Source organism: Actinobaculum sp. 313 (genome assembly GCF_003073475.1).
Taxonomy (GTDB): domain Bacteria; phylum Actinomycetota; class Actinomycetes; order Actinomycetales; family Actinomycetaceae; genus Asp313.
Map to the genome: position 1 here is coordinate 75,954 of NZ_CP029033.1, position 24,963 is coordinate 100,916.

Here is a 24,963-nt window from a genome sequence, read left to right on the forward strand (position 1 = left end):
TTCCGTCCATTCTTTACGGGGGTATGAGGGGCGAACTGGTAGACACACACATTCCTCAGGAGGACGGATGGCTGGGCACTCGCGGGTGGCTGCCGCAAATGGCCGATATCGGCGAATCATTGTTGCTTTTGCTGCTGTAGTGGCAGTACTTCTTTCCCAAGTCGGGCTAACTCTATCGGCTCGTGCGGCGAACAACCCGAATATCGTAATCAGCGACCTCAGCCTTGTTCGGACGAATGAGGCGGGAGTGGAACGTCCAGGCGACAAGCTTCAGGTCGATGATTACGCCAAGCTTGACTTCACCTGGGATGCTTCTAATGCCAATGTCACTGGTGGTGACTCTTTCACGATTGATTTAGGTAGCTACTTCCGGAACCTGGAGTATCCAAAGACCACCGCAATGACGGTGTTGCACAACGGTGAACAGGTTGAAATCGGTAGCTGCTCCCTCACACAAACCACGATTGTCTGCGCTTTCAATAGCAAGGTTGACGAGCTCAAGGCGGCTGGATTCTCCGGCTTCCGTGGAACCGGCTCTGCGGCGCTGCGCGTCCTGAAGTCGACGACATCGGAAACTGCGGACATCACAACTAATGGTGTGACTTCGGTCGATCTGCCCAGTACTGGCGGCATCAGCGAGAAGATCGGTGAACCGTACGCGCCGTACGAATTCTCCAAGTGGGCTGGTGGCGCCTGGGGTCGCCGTGGCATGACGTGGGGAATTAACTTCGGCACCAAGTATGTCAGTCAGAAGGCTGGCATCACGTTGGATGGCACGCGTCAGACCATCGTCATCACCGACACGCTCGGCGAAGGCATGAGCTTCGGCAATCCGCCGAGTCTCCGGGATTGGCGTTTGGCGTACCGTGCCTCCGAGGGCGATACCGTCATGCAGAACATCGGCTTGGCAACCGCCGATGGTGCTGACGTGACTCTTGACTATGGCGATTTTGATATCGATGTGGAGATAGAGGGCAACACTGCTACCATCACGCTGACCGGTCCATTCCGCCCTAACTCCAACTACATGGTGACCTACCCTGCCGTCTTTAACGGCGGCAGCTATAACTACGGCGTGATCTATGGAAACAGTGCCACTCTCAAGGGCGCCGAGCAGACCAGGGAAGCGGAGCGCTGGTTCACGGACTCATTTGCGATTACGGTGGACATGCAGGTCGGATGGGGTGGCTTCGACGTCACAAAATTGGTCACTGGTCCCGGTTCCAGCACGGTGCCAGAAGGCACAACTTTTACTGTCAGGGTGGTGTATCAACTTCCTGCGCAAGCCGTGGTGTATCGTTCACGCGGGTGGGAGCCGCCGGGTACACTCAATGAGGACACGGTCACTGGTAGTGTTGACATGACGGTGACTGTGGGGCAGAAGACTCCGTATAATGGCGTATTCCCACGGGGCACACTCATTTGGCTGTACGAGGATCCGTCCACAAGTTCCTTCAACGATTTGGGTTGGGGTGAGCCGCAGTTCCTTGTCAATGGATACGTCAGGAATCGCATGAGTATTGGCGATAGGACGTCAATACCGGTCACTCTGACTAATACGACGGCGCCCCGTGGCACCTTCTCGGTGGCTAAAAACGTCGCTGGAGCGGACGCTGGTGGCAAGCAGTTCTCGTTCGCCTATGAATGCTCCGACAACCAGTCCGGGACCCTATCGGTTCTAGGCGACGGCAAAGCGGTAACTGCGGATAAGGTGTTCGCCCTGGGCACAACATGCACCATCTCTGAGAATACGGTGTCGGCGCAACTGGACGGCTATACACTTGCGGAACCGGAGCCGCAGATGGTAACTATTTCGGACGCGACTACTCCAGTCACTGCGACGTTCGCAAACAGTTACACACGCGATCAGGGCTCGTTCTCGGTCCAGAAGGTTGTTAGCGGCGATTATGCCCCGTCGGCATCAGAGACGTACGACGTTTCCTACAATTGCGACGATGAGGACGAAACTGCAGGGTGGCTAGCCCTTCCTGCTGACGGGACTCCGTTGACAGTTGCAAATCTTCCTGCGGGGACGACTTGCACGATTGAGGAAGAAGCCAATTCGGCACAGCGTAACGGTTACGCCGTGGCGACCTCGTACTCGGCGACGAATGTGGTTATTGCGAAGGACGAGACAAAGTCCCTCACGGTCACCAACAATTACACTCGCCTGGTCGGTGGGTTCACGGTTGCTAAAACGGTGGATGGTGATGGCGCCGACCTGGCACCAGCTTCCTTCGATTTCGAGTATTCCTGCACTAACGATGCTGGGGAGCCCACGGTTTCGGGCACGTTGACGGTGGGAAGGGGTTCCTCTCAGGCTGTAGAGAACGTTCCGGTAGGGACGTGCCTGGTCTCTGAGAAGGACGCTCAAGTGGCTAACACACAACTGGCGACCACACTGACGGTGAACGGGCAAGTTATCGATGCTACTTCTACTGCAGTTGATGTGACCGATGGCGCCGCGATCGCCATCGAGGCTACAAACACCTACACACTTGACCGTGGGACCTTCGCCGTCGCGAAGAATGTTTCCGGCACAAATGCAGCTACGAGCAAACAGTTCTTCTTCGCATACGAGTGCACGGATGGACAGTCCGGTTCCGTGACCGTCCCCGGAGATGGCACAGTGGTGACTGCGGACAAGACCTTCCCGATTGGCACCTCGTGCACGGTGACTGAGGATGCGGCCTCTGCGCAGATCGATGAGTACGCGCTGCAGGTTCCTGCTCCACAGACGGTGCCCATCTCCGATAAGACGACGCCGGTGACGGTCTCGTTCGCCAATGACTATCAGCGTCTCGTCGGTGGATTCACCGTGAGTAAGACGGTAAATGGTGATGGAGCTGCGCTCGCGCCGACATCCTTTACCTTCGATTACGCATGTGTCGACGCCGGAGGTCAAGAGACCGCTTCCGGCATCCTGGAGGTCGACGCCGGATCCACGACGAGCCTCTCCGATATTCCGACCGGTTCCTGCACTATCACAGAGCGGCCAGCAGAAGTTGAGAATGCGCAGTTGACGACATCGATTGCGGTGGACGGCCAGGAGGTAGCGGGTTCGTCCACCACGATTCAGGTGACTGATAACTCGAACGTTGCTGTGGCCGCGACGAATACGTACACGTTGGATCGGGGTTCGTTCACGGTGGCGAAGGCGGTGACTGGTGATTACACGCCTGGCGAGGGTGAGTCCTTCACGGTGAACTATCGGTGTAACGATGCTGATGCAACCTCAGGCTCTTTGAGCGTTCCTGCTGATGGTACGGCGGTGACGGTAGACAACTTGCCCGCCGGGACCAACTGCGTGATAGGTGAGGAATCTGATTCAGCGGAGCGTGATGGGTACGCTGTCGCAGTCGATTACTCAGCGACAAATGTGGACATTGAGAGCGAGACCACCCAGGCGGTTACGGTGACCAACCGCTACACGCGTCTGGTGGGTGGTTTTACTATCGCGAAGACAGTGGATGGTGACGGTGCTGACTTGGCTCCGGCTTCCTTCGACTTCGATTACACCTGCGTTGACGGTGCCGGAGCGGAAACCATTTCCGGTACCCTGCGGGTAGCAGCAGGTTCCTCGGCCAGTGTCGCCGATGTGCCGACTGGTTCTTGCACCATCACGGAGGGTGACGCGCAAGTTGCGCACACGCAACTGGCGACATCGTTGACGGTTGATGGTCAAGCGGTTGATGGCTCAAGCGTGACCGTTGAGGTTCTTGATGGTTCTGCGATTGCTATTTCCGCGACGAATACGTACACCTTGGATCGTGGTTCTTTCACGGTGGCGAAGGCGGTGACGGGGGATTACACGCCTGGTGCGGGTGAGTCCTTCACCGTGGGTTACACCTGTGATGATCCAGATGCGTCTGCGGGTGCGTTGACTGTTCCGGCAGATGGTTCGGCGGTCGCGGTGGATAACCTGCCCGCTGGTACCAGCTGCACGATCACGGAGGATGCGGATTCCGCGCAGCGTGATGGCTACGCCTTGGCGACGTCCTATTCCGCGACGAATGTGACCATCGCGAAGGACACGGCACAGGCGGTAACGGTGACTAATGAGTACACCCGTTTGGTCGGTGGGTTCACTGTCGCGAAGACGGTGGATGGTGACGGGGCGTCGCTTGCTCCGCAGTCGTTCGATTTCGACTATGCCTGTGTTGATGGTGCTGGTGCGGAAACGGTTTCCGGCACGCTGAGCGTGGCCGCTGGTTCTGCCGAGAGTGTGACCGATGTTCCGACTGGTTCTTGCACGGTCACGGAGAAGGATGCCGACGTTGACAAGGCGCAGTTGGCAACCACATTGACGGTTGACGGCCAGGCGGTGGATGGCAATACTGCCACCATTGAAATCGGCGACGGCTCCGCCATCGCTATTGCGGCGACCAACACCTACACCCGTGATCGTGGTTCTTTCACGGTGGCGAAGGCGGTGACTGGTGATTACACGCCTGGCGAGGGTGAGTCCTTCACGGTGGGTTACACCTGTGATGATGCGGATTCTTCATCGGGTTCGCTTAGCGTCCCGGCGGATGGTTCCTCCGTGTCGGTGGACGGTCTGCCTACGGGTACAACTTGCACGATCACCGAGGATGCAACGTCCGCGCAGCGCAATGGCTACGCGGTGGCGACGTCGTACTCCGCGACTGCGGTGACGATCGAGAAGGACTCCGCGCAGGCGGTTACGGTGACCAACCGCTACACGCGTCTGGTGGGTGGTTTCACTATCGCGAAGACGGTGGATGGTGACGGTGCTGACTTGGCTCCGGCTTCCTTCGACTTCGATTACACCTGCGTTGACGGCGCCGGTACGGAAACCGTATCCGGCACGCTGACTGTGGCGGCGGGCCAGTCGGAACGCGTTGCCGACATTCCAGTTGGCACCTGTACGGTTAGGGAGAAGGATGCCTCTGCGGACCGGACACAACTGAAGACAACACTGCTCGTTGATGCACAGGTGGTCGAGGGCAGCGAGACGACGGTCAAAATCGGTGATGGTTCTGCGATTGCTATTTCCGCGACGAATACGTACACCTTGGATCGTGGTTCTTTCACGGTGGCGAAGGCGGTGACGGGGGATTACACGCCTGGTGCGGGTGAGTCCTTCACCGTGGGTTACACCTGTGATGATCCAGATGCGTCTGCGGGTGCGTTGACTGTTCCGGCAGATGGTTCGGCGGTCGCGGTGGATAACCTGCCCGCTGGTACCAGCTGCACGATCACGGAGGATGCGGATTCCGCGCAGCGTGATGGCTACGCCTTGGCGACGTCCTATTCCGCGACGAATGTGACCATCGCGAAGGACACGGCACAGGCGGTAACGGTGACTAATGAGTACACCCGTTTGGTCGGTGGGTTCACTGTCGCGAAGACGGTGGATGGTGACGGGGCGTCGCTTGCTCCGCAGTCGTTCGATTTCGACTATGCCTGTGTTGATGGTGCTGGTGCGGAAACGGTTTCCGGCACGCTGAGCGTGGCCGCTGGTTCTGCCGAGAGTGTGACCGATGTTCCGACTGGTTCTTGCACGGTCACGGAGAAGGATGCCGACGTTGACAAGGCGCAGTTGGCAACCACATTGACGGTTGACGGCCAGGCGGTGGATGGCAATACTGCCACCATTGAAATCGGCGACGGCTCCGCCATCGCTATTGCGGCGACCAACACCTACACGCTGGACCGAGGAACCTTCGCGGTGACCAAAAAGGTTACGGGTGCCGACAAGGCGAAGAATAAGGACTTCACCTTTGTGTACGAATGCTCCAACGGTCAGTCTGGTTCACTGCAGGTTCCCGGCAACGGGACGACGGTTCAGTCTGACAAGTCATTCCCGCTAGGGACGAGTTGCAAGGTAGCGGAGGACGCCGCTACTGCTCGACTCGATGGATACAAGCTGACGGCTCCCGATGCACAGAATGTGAGCATCGAGGAAAAGGACCAGGTTGTGGAACTCGAGTTCACCAACACCTATGTGGCGAAGAAACCGAAGAGCAAGCTGCCGTTCACGGGTGTCGAGGTTCTCGGTACTCTCACGTTGGCCGTCCTTGCCATCGCGGGTGGCAGTGCAGCCGTGTGGCTGTACCGGCGGCGTAAGGAATCCTGATGCGGGAGTTGGTAGCGTTGCCTAGCGACGTGTTCTCTTACACGGGAGCTGAGTGGTAAGCGATACCTAGGTCGAGGGGCGGCTGCACCAAAACGGTGGAGCCGCCCCTTTCGCAATTCACTTTCTGACGGAGGCGTTACGTGACTCGACGTCGGGTGGCACCAGCGAACTCAGGTCATGGGAGTCTCTGCCTCGGACGGTGTGATACGGGAGGGTAGCGAGCACCGATGCGAAGCAGCTGAATATGACGCAATTGATTCCGCGGGACGGCGCGCCTCGACACGGCCCGAGTGTGACCGGAGAGGAAGGGAGGTGAGCTTGTGCGCCACTTCGTCCTAGCAACGATTGGCGGAGCATTTTAACTCCGACCTCTAGCAATGCACAATGGGGAAAGATACCCATTTGTGCGAATTAGCGGCTTTCCTGTTCGAAAGTTGGCCAGACTCAGCCCTGTGACCTGCGAAAACACTCGGGTGCGAGAATCGTCACTTGGAGAAGTGCTGTTTGCTAGTTCACTACGAAGGCGTTACTGTCGATAGCGCCTATAACAGACAAGTGGCCCGTTCTCCGATTATGTAAACACGCACCCACGCGGCGTGCGCAGCAGGTCCTCCTGGCTTTTGCCTAGGGGTCTCTGGAGCTCAGGCCGAAAGGAGCAGTTTTGTGACCACAGCACGAAAGTCCTCCGGTTCCGGCCGGACGTATGGGTCGCGCAGCCGGAGATGGCTAGGGCGTTCTGGCGCTCTTCTCACCGCCATGGTGACAGCGTTGGCGGGTCTTCTCCTGATTGGCCCGGCGGCGCAGGCAAAGGAGATTGACGTGATCACGGGTGTGACCGTCAAGAATATTCCTCATCCCAGTGGCCCATCGCGCCAGTGGGATGAAACGCGGGTTGAATTCACGATCGACACCACAGGTTCGGGTGCACGGGCCGGAGACACCTTCACTTTGAAGCTCCCCGACTTGCTCACCACGCGTGCCACCTCCTTCACGATGCACGCGAGCGATGGTACGACGCCGGTTGCCGAGTGCACGGCACCAAACGGCGTCGGTCAGACATTGACCTGCACGCTGACTGACTATGTGACGACTCACCCGAATATGACTGGCGAGGGTTGGCTCTGGTCGCAGCTCAATAGCACATCGACGGCCCGGACCTTCGATTTCGTCAAGGCCGGTGGGACTATCACCGTGGAGATCCCGGGTACTGATGGTGTTATAGGTCCGGAAGACCGTACTGTCCCAACTGAAGCTCTAAAGGGCGGTTGGGTCCGAGCCGAGGACCCGGCACTGTTCTATTGGTACATTCGCATCCCTGCGAGCGCTTACCAGGGGACGAACACGATCACCATCAACGACACCTTTGGGACGAACGGGCTGAAGTATCACCTTGCGGACGGAGCCAATTACCGGCCGTACCTGCAGGTGTGGTCCACGCAGGAGGACTACTCGAAGCAGGTTAGTGCGGTCCGAGTCAATCCTGGAGAATCGATCGGCTCTGGCACCTTCAACTTCAACCCAACGGGCAACGGCTTTACCGCCACCATTCCAAATGACAACCCGAATGCGATCTACGAAGTGCGCTACTTCGTGTATCTGGACAATCCGGCAAGTGCGAAGATAGGTGATAAGTTGACGAATACGGCCACCGTCAGCGGTGCGACTGTTGATCGCACACTCACCATTAGCACGTCGGGCGACGGTTTCCTGGACGGCCCCGGCCTCGGCGGCATCTCGGTGAAGAAAGAGGCCTTGACTGGCAGTGGTGCGGAGTATGTCGCAACTGACGCTTCGTTCACCGTGAAGGCCACATATGTGGTTAACGGCTCCAAGGAGACCAAGGAGTTGCACCTCGCGGCCGGTGGAGAAGCGCAGGAACTGCATGGTCTGCCCGTCGGTACCGAGGTGACACTATCCGAGATTGTGCCGGACGATGGCGATCTTGTGTGGGGTAAGCCGGTCTTCAGGTCATCGGCGGACAACGTCTCTATTTCTGAGGATGGCACAACGGCAACCGTCACTGTCGGGGATCAGACGACGACGGCGGTCAGCGTGACAAATCAGGTAACCGCGCCGACGCCTTCGATTGACCTGGTCAAGAAGGATTCCGATGGCAACGATGCGGACACGGCTGAGGAGGCCGTCGACCTGACGGCAAAGAACGGTGCCACAGGCCTCGTGTTCACGATTAAGAATGATGGCACGGAAGCTCTGGTGGGTGTCGAGGTGACGGATTCGATCACGCAGGGCAAGGGCAAGGTGGAGAACATCGTCTGCACCTTCCCCGATGGATCAACCGGGACCACATGGGATGGTCCATTTGAAGTGGATGCCAGCTTCAGCTGCACGGCAGATCTGAGCGGTGTCACGACTGATGAGATCCATGGCGATATTGCGAAGGTGACGGCCAAGGGGCGCACCACCGGCATTCCGGTGGAGGCTAAGAATCCCTATCACGCCTCAGTGACCAAGTCGCCCGCTTCAACAGGTACGCCTTCTGCTACACCGACGCCGAAGAAGACTCTGCCGCGCACCGGCTCAGATGTCACGGGCTTGGCAGCGGTGGCGATCAGCGCCATGCTGCTTGGAGGTAGCGCCGTCGTCGTGGCACGACGTCGCAAGTTAGCTAACTGATATATGAGAGCCTGCCGCTGAGTTCGGCAGGTGTTCGCGGTGGCCGAAGTTGATGTTTCGGCACCAACGAGTGGGGTATCACCATGGCGGTGGTACCCCACTCGCGCTGTCTGGGCGTATACCTACGTCGCCAATGCTGTTCGAGAACGACCGTGCAGGAGAGGCGGTTGCCTGGGCTCGAGGGAACGATGGCGTGCGATTAGGTTCGGCCTTCCCAATTCCGGCATGGGAAGTGGCCGCCGATCTCAGATGATGGCACGGGCGGTCGGATGGAGGCCGATGCCTCCCGGCCGTGACGGATAGTGGCAGCGAAGGTAGGGGGAGTTAAGGTGGCAGAGTTGTGAGCTCAAATGCATTGCTGCGGGTGATAAACGGCTGTTGACAGGTGGACTCACCATCATGAGTTGTATGTGTTTTACTTCACAATTCACCGCCAGTCGGCTCCTAGCGAGTCGTTTACCAGCGGTTTTGGCGCTTGACTGTGGCTGATGTGAGGACCGGCACGTCGGTTGTGAAAATGTTTTCGCAAAGGCTATCACGAGGCAACAACTCTTGTGTTACGCTCTTCTGTATCGACATTCGTGCGAATTGCTTTGAAGATCCGATTCGCTAACGAGGTATTTCCCGGAGGCACATACATGGCGACGTCTCGTCATGCGCATCAAACGATCCCACGAAGGGCAGGGGATATGGTGTACGAATCAAGCAGCCGCTCGCGCTTTGCACACTGTGTGGCAACGCTGTTCGCCGCCCTGATGGCAGTGACGACGCTGAGTAACACAGCCAATGCGGAGCAAAGCGCGCAGAGCAGCGGATCCTTGGACTCAACGGCGCTAACAGCCCTGCCCGGTGGAGCACTCCCGGCAGTTTTCGCAACGGGAGGCGAAGGGCGATTCAAGGAAGCTATTCAATGGTTGCAGTGGGCGGATTACAGCCTGTTTGATGCAAACGGGCGTCCCACGAACGATCCGGTTCAACCACCTGCGGATTCGGGCGCAGTGTGGACCAATCCTGACAATACGACGGTCCTACGCAGTTCCGGCAGTAAGACAAGCAACACTTTTGTCAATTATCGTGACATGGGTGACGCTGGGCAACTCGTCACGACCTGCACGCTTTCGAACTTGCAGCAACTGGATGAAAAAAGCGGTGAACTAGTTGCGACCATTCCCGGAACATGGGCAGGTGACGCACTTGACGATATATACAACATCGGTGGAGCCGGCTATTTCAACGGGGAGATCAGATACCCGACCAACTATGTCAACCCGAACACCATGGTGACCGGTCTTGCTAATGGTTATGCCTATAAGGGTGAACAGGGTCTAGGGCACGACGCGAAAGTCAGCTTCGACCTCTCATGTGAGGCGCGGTTGGATGCTCCCGACGGGATCTCACAGGAGGTGTCACTGGCAGGCTTGGTTTTCGCGGACGCTGAAGCCTCCAGTATGAGTTATGGCGATCCCCTTTCCGGGAAGCCGTATCGGGATGAATGGGTGCAGGCGGCGGTTAATGGCAATGTCACATGGCGTGTTCTCGACACCTATAAGAGTGGTGCCAACGGCGCGGACTGCCCTGTGACGACCGTTGCAGCCATGGATTCTCCGCGCTCATTGCGCTTCGAGACGACCGGTCTTGGTGCCGTAACCGAGGGTCGGGAGTGCGTTTATAACACGTACAACGGTGTTGCCGGTCGATACTCGGTTCCGCTGGGAAACGGCGGACCTGACGCGGTCGTATTTATGGAAGGTGCCACTAGAGCCACCATCACACTGCAGGGTGGCGGCTATAGTGCAGTAGCACTCGGGTTCATCATCGCTGCCGATTTCGGAGATGCGCCAGAGTCCTACGGCAAGGCGTCGGCGCTGTTCCAGCCCACATGGACCGGTGGCGCGGTGAGCAGAAACGGCCAAGATCTCTTTGCGCTGGGTAAGGCGAGTATGGGCGCATCTCAGACTCGGCTCGGTGCCAATATCGACGCTGAGGGGTATCACCAGCACAGCGATGACGCCCTCGGTGATGACGCGAATGGCGATCCAGATGACGAGGACGGAGTCGTACTGCCTGTGCACGGGATTCGCGTGCGGCCAGGGCAGTCGTTCCAGCAGTCCGTATCCTGTACCGGACCGGGCAAGGTTGCGGGATGGATCGACTGGAATCACAACGGGATCTTCGACGACGGCGAGAAGTCGAACGAAGTTATGTGCCACGCCTCGCGAGTGAATTTGCTGTGGACGGTTCCTAACGACGTCGTGCGCAGCGTTGACGGCGAATCCGGCAGTCAAGGCGATACATACATGCGTGTGCGTATATCGAATGACTCTGCAGCCTTGCGGCCTACCGGTAACACAACGACCGGTGAGGTTGAGGACTACAAAGTTGCAGTGCGGGTGCCCACTCTGCAGTTGATCAAGCAGGTTGACAACACCTACACGGGAAGCGAATCCACGGCGCTGTCTGCAACGGACTGGACTCTGACGGGCAATTCGGGCGCGTGGAGTGTTTCCGGTGCGGGAACCACCGGCGATCCGTCTGTTGTCCAGCCAGGGGTGTATACCCTCAGTGAGAATGCGTCAAGTCCACAGGCTGCTGGTTACGAGGCAGGCGAATGGGCCTGTACCGCGACAGATGGGACGCAGGGAGAGAATTACACCTCGTGGATTCAAGCATCGCGGCCCGGGGTAGCAACTCTCTATCTGCGGAGCCAAGACCGTGTCACATGCACCATTGTGAATGTTGCACGGCCTGGCAGTTTGGTTTGGAAGAAGTACGCGGCCGACGGCGAGACGCAACTGGGCGGTTCGGAGTGGACACTGACCGGTCCCGGTGTTCCCAATAGCACAACGGTTACGGACTGTGTGGCCGACTCTGCTGACAGTTGCCCTTCCGGAGATTATGTCGATACCGATCCGGCTGCCGGTGCCTTCAAGATTGCGAACCTGCACTGGGGTACCTACTCGATCAAAGAAACCGAGGCTCCTGCGGGCTACCAGCCGACGTCGGAAACCTTCACGTTCCCAACCATCTCCGGCAGTCAACTTGAGGTGACTCTCGTAGATTCGTCGAGCGATGCCATTGCGAACGGAGGCGTAGTCAACACGCCTCTGACAGGAACCGTGAAGTGGTCGAAAACGGACACGCACGGCAACTTGCTCAGCGGTTCCGAATGGACACTCACTGGTCCGGACGTTCCGGCTAACACGACAGTCGTCGATTGCGTTGCCGACACCGCTGAGCAATGCCCGACAGGTCCTTACACCGACCGTGATCCACGCGCCGGAGTCTTCTTCTTAGAAGATTTGGCGTGGAGCTCGGACTCCTATTCTCTTGTGGAGAAGACGGCACCAGCCGGATATCGGTTGGATGCCGCGCCCCATGAGTTCATGATCGCTACCGATGCGCTGGACTACGAATTCAGCGAAGCGTTTACGAACAAACCGGGTAAAGTTCCCGGGTTGCCGCTGACGGGCGGAATGAGTACTGACTCGTTCCTCATTGGAGGCATCGCCCTTTTGCTGGTCGCGTTTGGTGGCGCCGTCCTGCGCCGAAAGAGGGGAGGGGTGGCTTTCGAGGGGTAATCCCGCAGATCCGGTCACGACTACATAGACATCGGGTCAACACACACAACATCCCTTCCATTCATGGCTGGGCACTAATGAAAGGAATCAGAATACGATGAGCGCACACACTCATCTTGTCGGCAAGCGCGGAAGCGCGGTCGTCGGCGCCCTGGCGCTCGGCATGGTCGGCATTGTCGGAGGCACGTCGGCTGTTGCCGATGAGCTGTCGTACGGCAATATCGATCAGAACGCCAAGGGCTCCATCATTGTTCACAAGCACCTCAATGGTGATGGAACGCTGGGTACTCCCGATGGTTCCGGCACCGAGGGCGATAAGCCCGTCGAAGGCGTGACGTTTGCCGCCTACCCGATCACGAGCCTGGACCTTTCCAAGGCATCTGATTGGGAGACCCTCTCCAACCTCACGGTGCCGGATAACGCCTGTGCAAATCCGACATCACCGACGTTGGACAGCCAGACGCTGGACGCCGCTGCAGGTAGCGCAACCACGATCAGTGACGGTTCCGCCACCATTGGCAATTTGAAGGTGGCGGCCTACCTCGTCTGCGAGACGGATGCGCCGGCCAATATCGTGCAAAAGGCGAAGCCGTTCGTTGTCACCATCCCTTACCCAAATACTGCCGATGGCGAAGAGGGTAACTGGCTGTACAACGTGAACGTTTACCCGAAGAATGAGGAAATCTCGATCAGTAAGACTGTCGAGAACCAGTCCGATTACGGCTACGGCCTCGGTTCGGTTGTCTCCTTCCCGGTGACGACCACCATCCCGACTCTGGATGAGACCGCGTACTTCAAGTACTTCCAGATCAAGGATGCGATGGATGAGCGTTTCGGTGAGGTCGAAGTGAGCTCGGTTACCCTGGGTACGACCCCTCTCGCCGAGGGCACTGACTACACGGTCAACGCTAACGGCAACAGCTTGACTGTGGCCTTCACCAAGGAAGGTCTGATCAAACTGAAGAACAACGCCTCCGCCGAGCTCAAGGTCGTCTTCCAGGGCAAGATCACCTCGGTTGGTGACGGTAACATCAAGAACAAGGCGCAGTTGCTCACGGATACCGAGTACTCCACGACTCCTCCGCCGGACGATCCGGACGATCCGGAGGAGCCGGAGAACCCGCCGACAACCCCGGAGGTTGTTACGCACTGGGGCGACGTCAAAGTACGCAAGGTTGACGCTGACAACACCGACAAGGGTCTGGCCGGCGCCACCTTCCAGGTGTACGCCGCCGAAGACCCCTACGCCAGTAACTGCTCGAGTGCCGTGAAGACTGGCAGCCCGCTGTCCGTGAACGGAACCGACACCTTCACTTCGGATTCCAATGGTGTGGTGGAGATCGCAGGTCTGTACGTCTCCGATTCGGAGAATGATCCGAAGGACGCCACGCAGCGTTGCTACGTGCTCGTTGAGACCGCGGCTCCTGCCGGTTTCGTCGTTCCTTCGAATAACGAGACACCGCTGACGGTTAAGATCGGCCAGACCGCTACCGGAAGCTGGGATGCCACGATTGCTAACAGCAAGCAGACCGTTCCGGGACTGCCGCTGACCGGTGCGCAGGGTAAGCTTCTCATGACCCTGGGAGGCATTGTTCTGTTGCTCGTTGCGGGTGGTTCCGTGATGGTGGTTCGTTCGCGTCGTCAGAAGGCGGCTGAACAGTCGGAGTGATTCACCTCGGCTGAGCTCGCGCCGACGGTGAAGGCGCAGTAACACCGGTGTGGCGGGAGGATATATGCCCTCCCGCCACGCGTGTTGTAGGGGTGCCGCGGCGCTGAGGGTCGCGGTGAAGTCTACTGCAGGTGGTGGAACTATTGCTTCGGGGAGAGGGACTTGTAATGAGAATGTGGAAGCCCGGTCGGCATCGCTCGCGGGCCGCCGAAAAGCCGACGGTAGACGAGCTGACGATAGAAGACCCGACAGTAGACGAACCGACGGCGCCAGAGTCGGTGACAGGCGAGTCTGGGGTAGCCGAGACGATAGGGGAGGACTCCGCAGCAGTGGAAGAGGCTGACCAAGAGCTTCTCGGTGCATCGCACGTATCGGCACCGCCGACAGCTGAGGCTGAGGGGTCCCGGGAACACGAGTCCAATTCCGTCGTCGGAACCAGACTTGAGAGCGAGCCCGGATCTGGCCGCAAAGCGATACCAGGCAGCGATGCGGAGCGGGAAACACGGGCCACGGCCAAGCGTGGCCCGTGGAAGTTCTCCTGGCTTTCACTTGTGCCTGCGCTGATTGCATTGCTCGGCATGCTTGTCCTCGCTTATCCGACCGCCGCGAGCTGGATCGCGCAATACAACCAGTCAAAGGTCATCAGCAAGTATTCCGACAGCGTGAATTCCGCCGACCCATCTGCGCAGGAACAATTGCGTCTCGCGTATGAGTACAACGACGCCCTACGTGCCGGTGCGATCCTTGAAGCGAATTCCAATGTTCCAACGGGCAGCGGGTCGAGCGAGAACGAGTCGCTGGACTACAACTCGATGCTCCGTGCCAATTCGACCGGGCTTATGGCGCGTCTGCGGATTTCGGCCATTGATCTTGACCTTCCCGTGTATCACGGCACCTCTGATCAGACGCTTTTGAAGGGCGTGGGACATCTGGAGGGAACCTCGCTACCCGTGGGTGGTGAGAGCACTCGATCAGTACTCACCGGGCACCGCGGCCTGGCACAGGCTACGATGTTCACCAACCTGGACAGGTTGAAGGTGGGCGATACCTTCACCATCGAAATCTTCGATGAAGTCCTGACCTACCGCATCTACGACAAGAAGGTCGTGGAGCCCACGGAGACGGAGGCCCTGCGGGTCGAGGAAGGACGCGATCTCGTCACTCTCGTGACCTGCACGCCTCTGGGCATCAACACGCATCGTATTCTCGTGACGGGAGAGCGGGTCTACCCCACACCGCAGGAGGATCTGGATGCTGCGGGTAAGACCCCTGAAATACCACGGTTTCCGTGGTGGGCGGTGGCATTGCTCGTCGGATTCGTCCTAATTGGCGTGTATATCTGGCGTTCCGGCTATCCCGCCAAGCCCCGCAAGAAGAAGCACGTTGGCGATGCCAGCTCCACGGAACATGCTCAGCAGAAAGGCGAGAAGAACGGGAGGCTACAAGAAGGTGACGCCTCGCGCTCGGATAGTGAGGAGTCGGGTCCCGATAGCAAGGAGTCAGCTCCCGATAGCAAGCAGTCGGGCCCGGACCGAGACGGTGAACTGGCCGCCCAAGAAGCCGGTCCGCCAGGCCGGGATGGCCAATGATAACGCCCGGTGTGACCATCAACCCGCACACGGTAACTTCACTCGTCTGCGCCTAGGAAGCGTTTAGAATCGAACCCATGAAGTCTCACGCGCCCATGGCACGCAAGGTACCAGTGACCCGTACTTTCCACGGGGACTCATATGTGGATAACTATGAGTGGTTCCGTGACGCTACGAATCCGGAACTCCTCGCGCACTTGGAAGCGGAGAATGCCTGGACGCAGGAACGTACCGCGCATCTGGAAGGTCTGCGCGAGCAGATTACCGCAGAGATTTCATCGCGCACACGGCAGACCGATATCAGCATCGCGCACCGTGAGGGCAACTGGTGGTATTACCAGCGCACCTGGGAGGGGCGCCAGTATCCGGTGCTATACCGCCTACCGGACCGTGATGGCAGCAGGCCGGATGTGAACGCTCTCGGTGGGGAAAAGGACGGTCCCAGCGGTGAACAAGTCGTGTGGGACGGCAATGAACTAGCAGAGGGGTCGGAGTTCTTTGCCCTGTCCGACTTCGCGCCGGCACCCGATGGCAAGCTCGGTGCAATGGGAGTCGACTTCACCGGTGACGAACACTTTGCGTTGCGTATCTTCGATATCGAGACGGGACATATCGTCGACGACGCCGTGTCCGGGCTCGGCTATGGCCTGGCATGGACAACAGACGGAAGCCACGTGGTTTACTCCCGGGTGGATGACGCGTGGCGGACCTGGCAGATTTGGTTGCACGAGGTAGGATCCCCTGCCGAGAAGGATCGGCTTCTTTACCAGGAAGACGATGAGCGTTTCGATGTCATTCACGCCGCGTCGCGTGACGGGCAGTGGATTGTTGTTCAATCGGTGTCTCGCACGACCTCCGAGGTGAGACTGTTCTCCGCCGCACACCCACTGGCGGCACCGCTGGTGGTGTGCCATCGCCGTGATGGCTTGGAGTACTCCGTGGAACCTGCCGGAGATCACCTCATTATTGTGCACAACGCCAACCGCCCGGATTTCGAGGTGGCGACGGCACCGTTGGTGACTTCCACTCCGGATGAGTGGATAGCACGACTGGCCCCACAATCGGGCGAGCGTATCAATGAGGTACAGGCGTTCCGTGATTTCGCCGTGGTGGCGATGCGCTCTGCTGGCCGGACGCAACTGCGAGTACTGCCCAGACAGCCCGAAGAGGCACATCCGCGCACGGCCCAGCGCGGTGGGCGTTTTCTGGAGCCGCACGAGCGAGAAGTCTGGGGTGAACCGGTCATTATCTCCTCCGAAGAGATGGCCACTATCGCTCTGGAGCCAGCGCCCTATTGGGCGAGCACCGATGTGGTGTACACAGTCGAGTCATTACTCACCCCTCCCACCCAGGTCGCCTATACGGTGGCCAACGGGGAGTCGACAGTTCTGAAAACCCTCGATGTGCCGAACTACGACCGCGGCGCTTACACCCAACAAGAGGTGTGGGTTGAGGTGACCGATGGGGCGCGGGTGCCGATGACCCTCGCCTATCGCAGTGACGTCACACCCGATGGAACAAACCCGGGATACATGTACGGTTACGGATCGTACGAGGTGTCGAATGATCCGTACTTCCGCCCCGCCCTGATCTCTCTGTTGCAGCGCGGCGTCGTCGTCGCCTGGACGCATGTACGCGGCGGCGGTGAAATGGGACGTGCTTGGTACGACAATGGCAAGCTTCTGCACAAGCGCAACACCTTCACGGATTTCGTTGATTGTGCTGCCTGGTTGGAGCAGAACGGTTGGGCCGCCCCCGGGCGCCTCGCGGCGGAGGGAGGTTCTGCCGGCGGTCTGCTGATGGGGGCAGTAGCGAATATCGCCCCGGAGCGCTTCCGAGCCATTTTGGCCGGAGTTCCCTTCGTCGATGCTCTGACGACGATTCTGATGCCGGAAATGCCGCTGACGGTGGGTGAGTGGGAAGAATGGGGCAACCCGATTGAATCGGCGGAGGTGTACCAATACATGAAGTCATATTCTCCGGTTGAGAATGTGAAGCACTGCGAATATCCGGCGATTCTCGCGACGACGTCGCTCAACGACATCCGGGTCAGTTACGTGGAGCCCACCAAGTGGGTGCAGGTGCTGCGTGCGACGACGACGAACGATGAGATTGAACGGCCCATTTTGGAGAAGATTGAAATGGTGGCCGGGCATGCCGGTACCAGTGGGCGCTATAACCGCTGGCAGAACCGCGCCTTTGAACTGGCATGGCTCCTCGATCAGATTGGCGCGGCGTAGCTCGGTCAGATCTGTGCTGCGGACGCGGCGGCCCGCCACGAGCCGAAACGCTGCCGGATGGCGGCGCCGGAGGGGAACACTCCGCGGCGTCCGGTTTTCTCCAGCCATTCCTGATAGGTCTTGTAGCTCGGCGAGCTGCCGTGCTTGGCGGACCAGGTGGCGAAGGCACGCAGTGCATTGATGTAATCTCGGTCGCTGAACTTCAGTCCGCCGCGTTTACGGCCGGACTGCGCCCGCAAGCCGACTTGTTCAAGCGCATCATTCCAATACCCATTGAACCGCTTGATGATGGTTTGCGAGGTGGGGGCCAGGAGAGGTGTCCGCGTCCGGAGTCGAGGCCGAGTTCGCCAACCAGGGCGGCACGCTGCGTGTCGTACTGCTTAGCGGTAAGAGTCAGAGTGTTGTCCTGTGCGATAGCCTTCTGCGCGGCGGCGATGGCGGCAAGCGCGGTTGGCGCAATATCCAGATGTCCGTCCGCCTCTAACTGTTGTTCCAGTGCAGCTCTGATCTTTGCTGGCACGCCGTTGATCGATTCGGGCGGCAGTTTCCGCACCCGCGCAAAGGCGAGCAGCAATGCGGCACGTAAGGATTCCTCGGAGAATCTCTGCGCCGGTCCGCTCCGGGCGTTCTCGGAGACCGCGTACAACAAGTTGATCGCGGTTTCCGCCGAACGCTGGGCGGCGTCGTTCAGGCCAAGGTGATAATCCTGCCCGGCCTGTGGGCCGCAGAGGTCGGAAATGCACCGGATGGATGCGAAGGGAATATCCCATGTGGCACATACCTGTGCGGCTGCGGCGGATTCCATGTCCGTGCTCAGAGCCTCCGGGAAGGCCTGGCGCATATCGCCTACATTGGCGGCGGTGACGAAGGAATCTCCCGACAGCATGAGGCCCTGCCGCACCCCGGGTGGGACGGCCTCCAGAAGCGGGGGACTCCCGGCAAATGATGGCGGCTGCCCCGGGATCTGGCCGCGGACGTATCCGAATGTGGTTGCGTCCGCACTGCCGTACGCATATGACGAGCCGATAACGACGTCGCCCACTCCGATATCTGTTGCCAGCCCTCCCGCGGATCCGGTGGAGAGAACGAAACGGGGACTAAAATGGGCCAGGGCCCAGCCCAGGGCACTGGCAGTAGCGGTAAGTCCGATTCCGGTGCGTAAGACGAGGATGTTTCCATGGGTGGAGGCCGCTGTCCAGCCAGCTCCGGTTGGACAGGAGAGCTTGGCCGGCTTGGTGGCGGCATGAGCGAGTAGGTGGAGGACGGGGCGTGCCTCCTCGTCCTGGGCGGCCAGGACGATTGCGCGGATACGGGTCACGCCATCACCTCCTCCCATTCCTCGCGCCGTGACAGCATCTCGCGTACGGCCTCTTGCGCGGCGGCGAGTGAATGGTGTGCTCCCCAGCCGCATTGGACCTCATTCGCGGCGGGAACCTCCGTCGCCTCGAGAATGGCGTAGAAGGTGTCTTCGACGAGGTCGATGGTTTCCGAGATGTTTGGTCTGCCGACCAAAATGAGGTAGAACCCGGTCTGACAACCCATGGGCGAGAAGTCGACGACGTCGTCGCTGCGGTCGCGGACGAATTCGGCAAAGCAATGTTCGATGGAATGCACGGCCGCCATGTCCAAATGTTCACGGTTGGGCTGGCAGAAGCGGATGTCATACTTGGTGAGCGTAACATCTGCCCCGAGGTGTTTAATGTCGGCAACGCGAATATAAGGTGCGGCGACGGCGCGGTGGTCAAGATTGAAGGACTCGACGTTCATTCAGGCTCCTGCTTACAGTTGCGGAGATGCTAGAAGAACCGCCAAGTTCTCTGGCGCTACTTGCACGCCGCACAATCGGGGCGGCTGCTGACGGGAGGCGTTAACCAAGCATCTCCATACGTCTCCTATTATGACGCATCTATTGACGCGTGTGGGGTGATATAGCAAAGATGCTCAATGCCGGATGCCGAATGACATAAGGCCCGGGTGTGGACCGGGGTTGCTAGTTGGGCACGACTATGCGAGCGAGTGGGCGGGTGTCGAGTTCCCCGGCGCAGCAGCCTTCGCCTGACAATCGGGGCACAGCCCCCAGAAGGTTACCTCGGCCTCGTCGATGACATAACCATGATCATCCGAAGCGACCAGGCAGGGCCGGTACCCGACGGCACAGGGAACATCCTCAATTCGGCCGCACTTACGGCACACAAGGTGATGGTGGTTGTCGTCGCGGCTGATTTCGAAAAGCGAGACGTGGCCGGCGGGTTTGATTTCGCGTAGCAGGCCAACCCGGGTCAGTGCGTGCACGATATCGTAAATCGCCTGTGTGGACACCGAGCCGATGCGGGCGGTTACACGCTGTCGGAGTTCGTCGGCGCTGACATGACCACCCTGTTCAATCTCGGCGAGTACGGCTAGTCGCGGCTCGGTCACGCGAAGACCGGCCGCATGCAGCAGGGTTGTGTAATCAGTTGATGCCACATATGTATTTTCGCCGTGAAACTGGGGACGGTCAAGAAAAGACATGTGGTGGACGTCCGTGTCGCACCTGCCCACGGCCGAAAGTGGCGGCCCTGCAGGGAAACGCGGGATACGCACAGTGTCAGACCGTTCCCAGGATTCGTTACGTTTCACCACAGATAGCCTTGTGAGTCTAAGAGGGATGCGGCCGACAGAGCCGCATTGTTTGTCGGAATCTTAAGCGCGAACTTACCGTGCTCTCCCACCGCCTGGTGGGAGAGGGTTAATGGCCGCTTTGAAACCGGGGTGGCCCGGTGCTATCCCGGCGTTTGGCAGGGGAGGCGTGCCATCCCACGGCAGTGGAGCACAGCGCCCACTATGTGCGCGTGTTGGGTGTGTGTACGGGCCCGCCCGTGCTGCCGTACGGTGCCCGGGGTGGATGCGGGAGGGTAAGTACTGGCTTGAGATGACGCGTAGACGTGATAGTGGACAGGAGTCTTCCGTGGATACGAGTTACTTGCTTTTTTTGGCCGATGTGCTTGCGATCAGCATTCTCGCTTTCGTTCTTTATATTCCTCGGCATCGTCGCAAAGACCTGGCAGTCGCACTTGTCGTGGTCAACGTCGGAGTGCTGGCAGTAACCACAGCACTGGCGCTCTCTACCGTGAATGCCGACCTGGGACTGGGCTTATTCGGCGTCCTGTCAATTATTCGCCTACGTTCCACGGAACTGTCTCAGCACGAGGTAGCATACTACTTCGCCGCTCTAGCCATCGGCCTTGTGGGTGGCATGCGGACCATGGACCTGTGGCTGGGAATCGCTCTTATCGCCGCGATTGTATTGGCCCTGGCCATTGTTGATTCCCCGCGGGTGCTGCGCTCGTCTCGCCAGTTGACCATCACCGTGGACCGGGCCATTGCCAATCAAGACGAACTCATCGCCTATATAGAGCAGCAGACCGGATACGACGTGCGTGAAGTGAGTATTCAACGCCTCGACTACGTCGACGACTGCACCTGGGTCGATGCACGCTGCAGTGAGCGGACAGAGCGCGTACGCGGCACGGGGGCGTCCGCGATCACCTCCAGGTATAGCTCGATCGTCAGCGCGCCGTCCTCCCTTGGCGGAGCACAGAACATTTGCGTTGCTGCGAATAGCGGGACATCCAACGCACATGGGCGGGTCCAGGCGGAACAGAGGTTCCAGTGACTGCTGTAGGTCCACCAATGCTTAACGCTCTCCCGGTGGTAGATGAAATGGCAGATAGCAAGGCGGTGGCGGAAGCGCTAAGCACGTTGCCGGGCATCAGCTTGGAAGAGTTGTCTGAGACGGCAGAACTTCTGCAACGGGTCGACCGCAAATATCTGGTGCCGCGCGACAGCGCCGCCTATCTGGTCGCAGACCTTGCGGAACTGGGTGCTAGAGCACTGACAATCGAAGACCGCCGAGAGTTTTCGTATCTTTCGATGTACTTCGACACGCCCACCTTCGGTCTTTATCGGGAGGCCGCCACCGGACGGCGGCGTCGGTTCAAGGTGCGGGAAAGAATGTATCTGGACTCGGGTCTACATTTCCTGGAACTGAAAACACGTGGACCCCGTAGTCTGAACGTGAAGGACCGCAGAAGGCTGAAGCCTGTGGAGATACGGCACTCTTTAGGAATGCGGCAGACGGCGGGTGAACAAGGCGATGTCAAGCGCGGGGCACTGGACGACGGTGACACTCGCATATGGCTGGCGGAGATGCTGCTCAGGCGCGGTATAGAACATGCGCCGATACCAGCTCAGGCAGGTGTGGACTCGCTTCTTCCGGTACTCAACTCCGCTTATCGGCGTTCCACCATTTTGCAACCGGATTTGGCACGGCTAACCATTGACCGGGATTTAACTCTTGCCCCCTGCTTGGAAACGGGGAGCATAGGGAAGTGGACGAGGTCGTCGTCGAAACGAAATCCGGTGGAGCACCATCGGTGGCGGATCGGCTCATGTGGCACTACGGTGTGCGGCCGATACGCATCTCAAAGTACGCGCTCGGCGTGGCGTCCGCCTTTCCGGACATGCCGCACAACCGGTGGCACCGCGCCATGAAGAAAGTAGGAGAACAATGAACAGGTGGAAAGAATCGGTGGCTGCCCTGATGCTGGTCGGCGTGATACTGGGAGGCTGTTCCTCCACAACCGACAGTGATACAACTAGCCCCGCAACGAGTTCCGCTCCCGGCGGTACCGGTACAACCAGCCAGACTTCGACTGCGAGTACCGATTCTGATGGCTATGCCCTGCTTAATCGAGCACGCGAGGTCGCCGAGACGAATATGCAGTCGGGCAACGTGTATACGACGTCGGTAAGAGCTGACTCCGCCACACTTGAGACGATGATGGCGGAGAATCAGAAGCCGCATGCCGAAGCCGACGACGTCGAATACGACGCCTCCGAAGCCGCCACGGTGTCATTGGATGGTAGAACGGCAACGGTGGAGCAGACCGGTACGCTGGGCGCTGACGCCGTCACGGTAGCGGATGGATCTGTGACGATCACCTCCGCTGGTACATACATCCTCTCCGGGGATTTCAAGGGTCAAGTGGTTGTCAATACCGAGGATGCGGAGAAGGTGCGGCTGGTTCTGGACGGCGCGAATATCTCCTCGGAGACCGATGCGGCAATCCGCGTGCTGGCTGCCGACGAAGTGGTAGTGATCCTCGCCGATGGTTCTGAGAATACGCTGTCCGATACGTCCAGCTATGCCGACGATTACGACGGGCCGACGGCAGCGTTGGCCTCGCAAGCGGACCTGACCATTGGTGGCAATGGCGCTCTCAGCGTCACAGGTAACGGAAACGACGGTATTTCGAGCTCAGACGGTTTAGCGATCCTCGGCGGAACCGTGACGGTGAACGCCGTCGACGACGCGGTGCGCGGCAAGGACTATGTGGTAGTTGCCGGAGGCTCCCTGACTCTTGATGCTCCGGGTGACGCCATCAAATCGGATAACGAGGACGATATCGGCCGCGGATATGTGCTTCTGACCGGTGGCACGATTGCCGTCACGCGCGGCGACTCCGATGCCATCGACGCCACCTCTGACCTGATCATTGCGGGTGGCACTCTCAACGTATCGGAAGCGGAGGAAGGGCTGGAAGCGGCATACATCCTGCTTGGCGGCGGCAGCGGCACAATCACTTCGAGCGACGACGGCATTAACGCGACTAGCGACAGTGGCACGCCCTGGCTATCGATAACCGGTGGCGAGTGGACGCTGCTGGCGAACGGCGACGGTATTGATTCCAATGGTGACGGTTATATGAGCGGCGGAACGGTTACGGTGTACGGACCGACGAATGGCGGTAACGGCTCGATAGATGCGATGAATGAACTGCAGATCTCCGGCGGTACGCTGTTCGCGGCCGGGGCAGCGGGAATGGCGCAAGCGCCCAACACGAATTCGGCGCAGGCATCTGTCATGCTGAACACCTCGACCATATCCAGTGGCGCAACGGTGGCGATCCTCGATTCCGACGGTAACGAGCTGGCGTCGTACACGATTCAAGCCAACGCAAGCAATGTTGTGTTCTCCTCGCCCGACATTGTTTCCGGTCAGACCTATACGGTCACGGCCGATGGCCAGAGGGTGGGAACGGCAACCGCCGGTGACTACCAGAATGCAATGGAACCCGATGCCGGTGGTCCTGCCGGAGCATTCTCCGGCGGGCAGGGTGGAGAACCCGGTGGTAGTGCTCCTGGCGGCGGGCAACCGTGATGTAAGGCGGGTGACCGTAAGCCGCGGGGAACCGTGAGCCGCAGATAAGACGACCGCGAACATCATGGCGCGTCGGGTCCGTAGCCGACGTGCCATGAGGTCGTGAGCCGGGAAGATCTCCCGCGGCGAATACGTGATCGCATGAAATGCGTCACACATATCCCTGGGTGGTAAGTGGAGCGGATACCCATTGTGAGGCGGATCTGTGCGGCGTAGAATTACACGCGTGCGATTCATCACCTGCAACACGCCGAACCACAACACCTTGGGGTCTGTTGCGGTGGTGACCACAAGGTGTAGTGTTTATGTCTGTACCTCTGAGGTACAGAACCGGAAACTTTATAGCCGATACGCTTATGAGACCGCTCAAACGGTGGCGGTAACGTAGTGTCACATGATGACCGAGGAGGTTCGGCCATCCAAGCCTTTCGGCGGGCAGGCCAGAAGGGAGAAGCTTCATGAGCATCACTGTTTACACCAAGCCGTCGTGCGTGCAGTGCAACGCCACAAAGCGCGCGCTGGCAAAGGCCGGTCTCGCCTACGATGAGGTCGATCTAACCCAGGATGCGGCGGCACTGGACACCGTAAAGGCCTTGGGCTACCAGCAGGCGCCCGTCGTATTCGCGGATGGAGACCATTGGGCCGGTTTCCGGCCCGACAAGATCAAGGCCCTCGCCATGGCCACGCAAAGCGCGTCGGTAAGCGCCTGAGGCCCGATTCCAGGTAGGGAGCTCAACGCGCGGCAGCTGGAAGGTAGATTGCCGGAACGGTATACGACCGAAAGCACGCCGCGCGTTTGTGTTCCCATTGATGTCGCCTAACCGCACAGCCCGCCACAACATCGAAAAGATGCCCGGCGTAGTAAGTGTGCCACAACATCGCAAACACGCCACGGCATCGTAAGTACCCCACGGCGCGGCAACGGTCCAGCGTGGAGGCGAGCGACAAGAA

Annotated in this window: 14 protein-coding genes; 10 read left to right on the top strand and 4 right to left on the bottom strand. The window is 59.1% G+C overall.

Translation table 11 applies throughout. The features are described 5' to 3' along the window. Positions 1–67: 67 nt before the first annotated feature. The 6 genes from DDD63_RS00265 to DDD63_RS00290 all read left to right on the top strand — a co-directional run bounded on the left by DDD63_RS00265 (position 68) and on the right by DDD63_RS00290 (position 17,810). Complete coding sequence (locus tag DDD63_RS00265; protein ID WP_108714686.1) at positions 68–6,100, top strand: DUF5979 domain-containing protein; 6,033 nt, start codon at positions 68–70, stop codon at positions 6,098–6,100. Positions 6,101–6,763: 663 nt separating this feature from the next. Further along, positions 6,764–8,734, top strand: a complete 1,971-nt coding sequence (locus DDD63_RS00270) for an Ig-like domain-containing protein (RefSeq protein WP_125482368.1) — start codon at positions 6,764–6,766, stop codon at positions 8,732–8,734. 731 nt (positions 8,735–9,465) lie between these two features. Then, on the top strand, positions 9,466–12,312 hold the full coding sequence (locus tag DDD63_RS00275) for a CshA/CshB family fibrillar adhesin-related protein (RefSeq protein WP_240611297.1): 2,847 nt from the start codon (positions 9,466–9,468) through the stop codon (positions 12,310–12,312). Between the two features lie 97 nt (positions 12,313–12,409). Continuing rightward, a complete protein-coding gene (locus DDD63_RS00280; RefSeq protein ID WP_108714688.1) occupies positions 12,410–13,981 on the top strand; it encodes a SpaH/EbpB family LPXTG-anchored major pilin in 1,572 nt (523 codons plus the stop codon). A gap of 167 nt (positions 13,982–14,148) precedes the next feature. After that, a complete protein-coding gene (locus tag DDD63_RS00285; RefSeq protein WP_240611298.1) occupies positions 14,149–15,570 on the top strand; it encodes a class C sortase in 1,422 nt (473 codons plus the stop codon). A 77-nt stretch (positions 15,571–15,647) separates the two neighbouring features. Continuing rightward, positions 15,648–17,810, top strand: a complete 2,163-nt coding sequence (locus DDD63_RS00290) for a S9 family peptidase (RefSeq protein ID WP_108714690.1) — start codon at positions 15,648–15,650, stop codon at positions 17,808–17,810. A gap of 5 nt (positions 17,811–17,815) precedes the next feature. Here DDD63_RS00290 and DDD63_RS00295 read toward each other — a convergent pair whose 3' ends face one another. From DDD63_RS00295 to DDD63_RS00310, 4 genes are all read right to left on the bottom strand, one after another. Continuing rightward, the gene (locus DDD63_RS00295) at positions 17,816–18,049 is read right to left on the bottom strand and encodes a hypothetical protein (RefSeq protein WP_108714691.1); all 234 of its coding nucleotides are present in this window, start codon (positions 18,047–18,049) and stop codon (positions 17,816–17,818) included. After that, positions 18,013–19,128: a 5'-methylthioadenosine/S-adenosylhomocysteine nucleosidase gene (mtnN, locus tag DDD63_RS00300; RefSeq protein ID WP_240611299.1), complete on the bottom strand. Its 1,116-nt coding sequence runs from the start codon at positions 19,126–19,128 to the stop codon at positions 18,013–18,015. Before mtnN ends, DDD63_RS00295 begins: the two co-directional genes overlap by 37 nt. Further along, positions 19,125–19,577: an S-ribosylhomocysteine lyase gene (locus DDD63_RS00305; protein WP_108714693.1), complete on the bottom strand. Its 453-nt coding sequence runs from the start codon at positions 19,575–19,577 to the stop codon at positions 19,125–19,127. The genes mtnN and DDD63_RS00305 overlap by 4 nt, the downstream gene beginning before the upstream one ends. Before the next feature lie 237 nt (positions 19,578–19,814). After that, positions 19,815–20,276, bottom strand: a complete 462-nt coding sequence (locus tag DDD63_RS00310; RefSeq protein ID WP_240611300.1) for a Fur family transcriptional regulator — start codon at positions 20,274–20,276, stop codon at positions 19,815–19,817. A gap of 481 nt (positions 20,277–20,757) precedes the next feature. Between DDD63_RS00310 and DDD63_RS00315 the strand changes: the two genes are divergently transcribed. From DDD63_RS00315 to nrdH, 4 genes are all read left to right on the top strand, one after another. Next, positions 20,758–21,465, top strand: a complete 708-nt coding sequence (locus DDD63_RS00315) for a DUF4956 domain-containing protein (RefSeq protein WP_240611301.1) — start codon at positions 20,758–20,760, stop codon at positions 21,463–21,465. Positions 21,466–21,482: 17 nt separating this feature from the next. Beyond that, complete coding sequence (locus DDD63_RS00320; protein WP_240611302.1) at positions 21,483–22,343, top strand: VTC domain-containing protein; 861 nt, start codon at positions 21,483–21,485, stop codon at positions 22,341–22,343. Between the two features lie 16 nt (positions 22,344–22,359). Beyond that, entirely contained in the window at positions 22,360–24,012 is a 1,653-nt protein-coding gene (locus DDD63_RS00325; RefSeq protein WP_108714695.1) for a carbohydrate-binding domain-containing protein, read from the top strand. 458 nt (positions 24,013–24,470) lie between these two features. Continuing rightward, positions 24,471–24,722 (top strand): glutaredoxin-like protein NrdH, encoded by a 252-nt coding sequence (gene nrdH, locus DDD63_RS00330; protein WP_108714696.1) that lies wholly within the window; start codon positions 24,471–24,473, stop codon positions 24,720–24,722. The last annotated feature ends 241 nt before the right edge of the window (positions 24,723–24,963 follow it).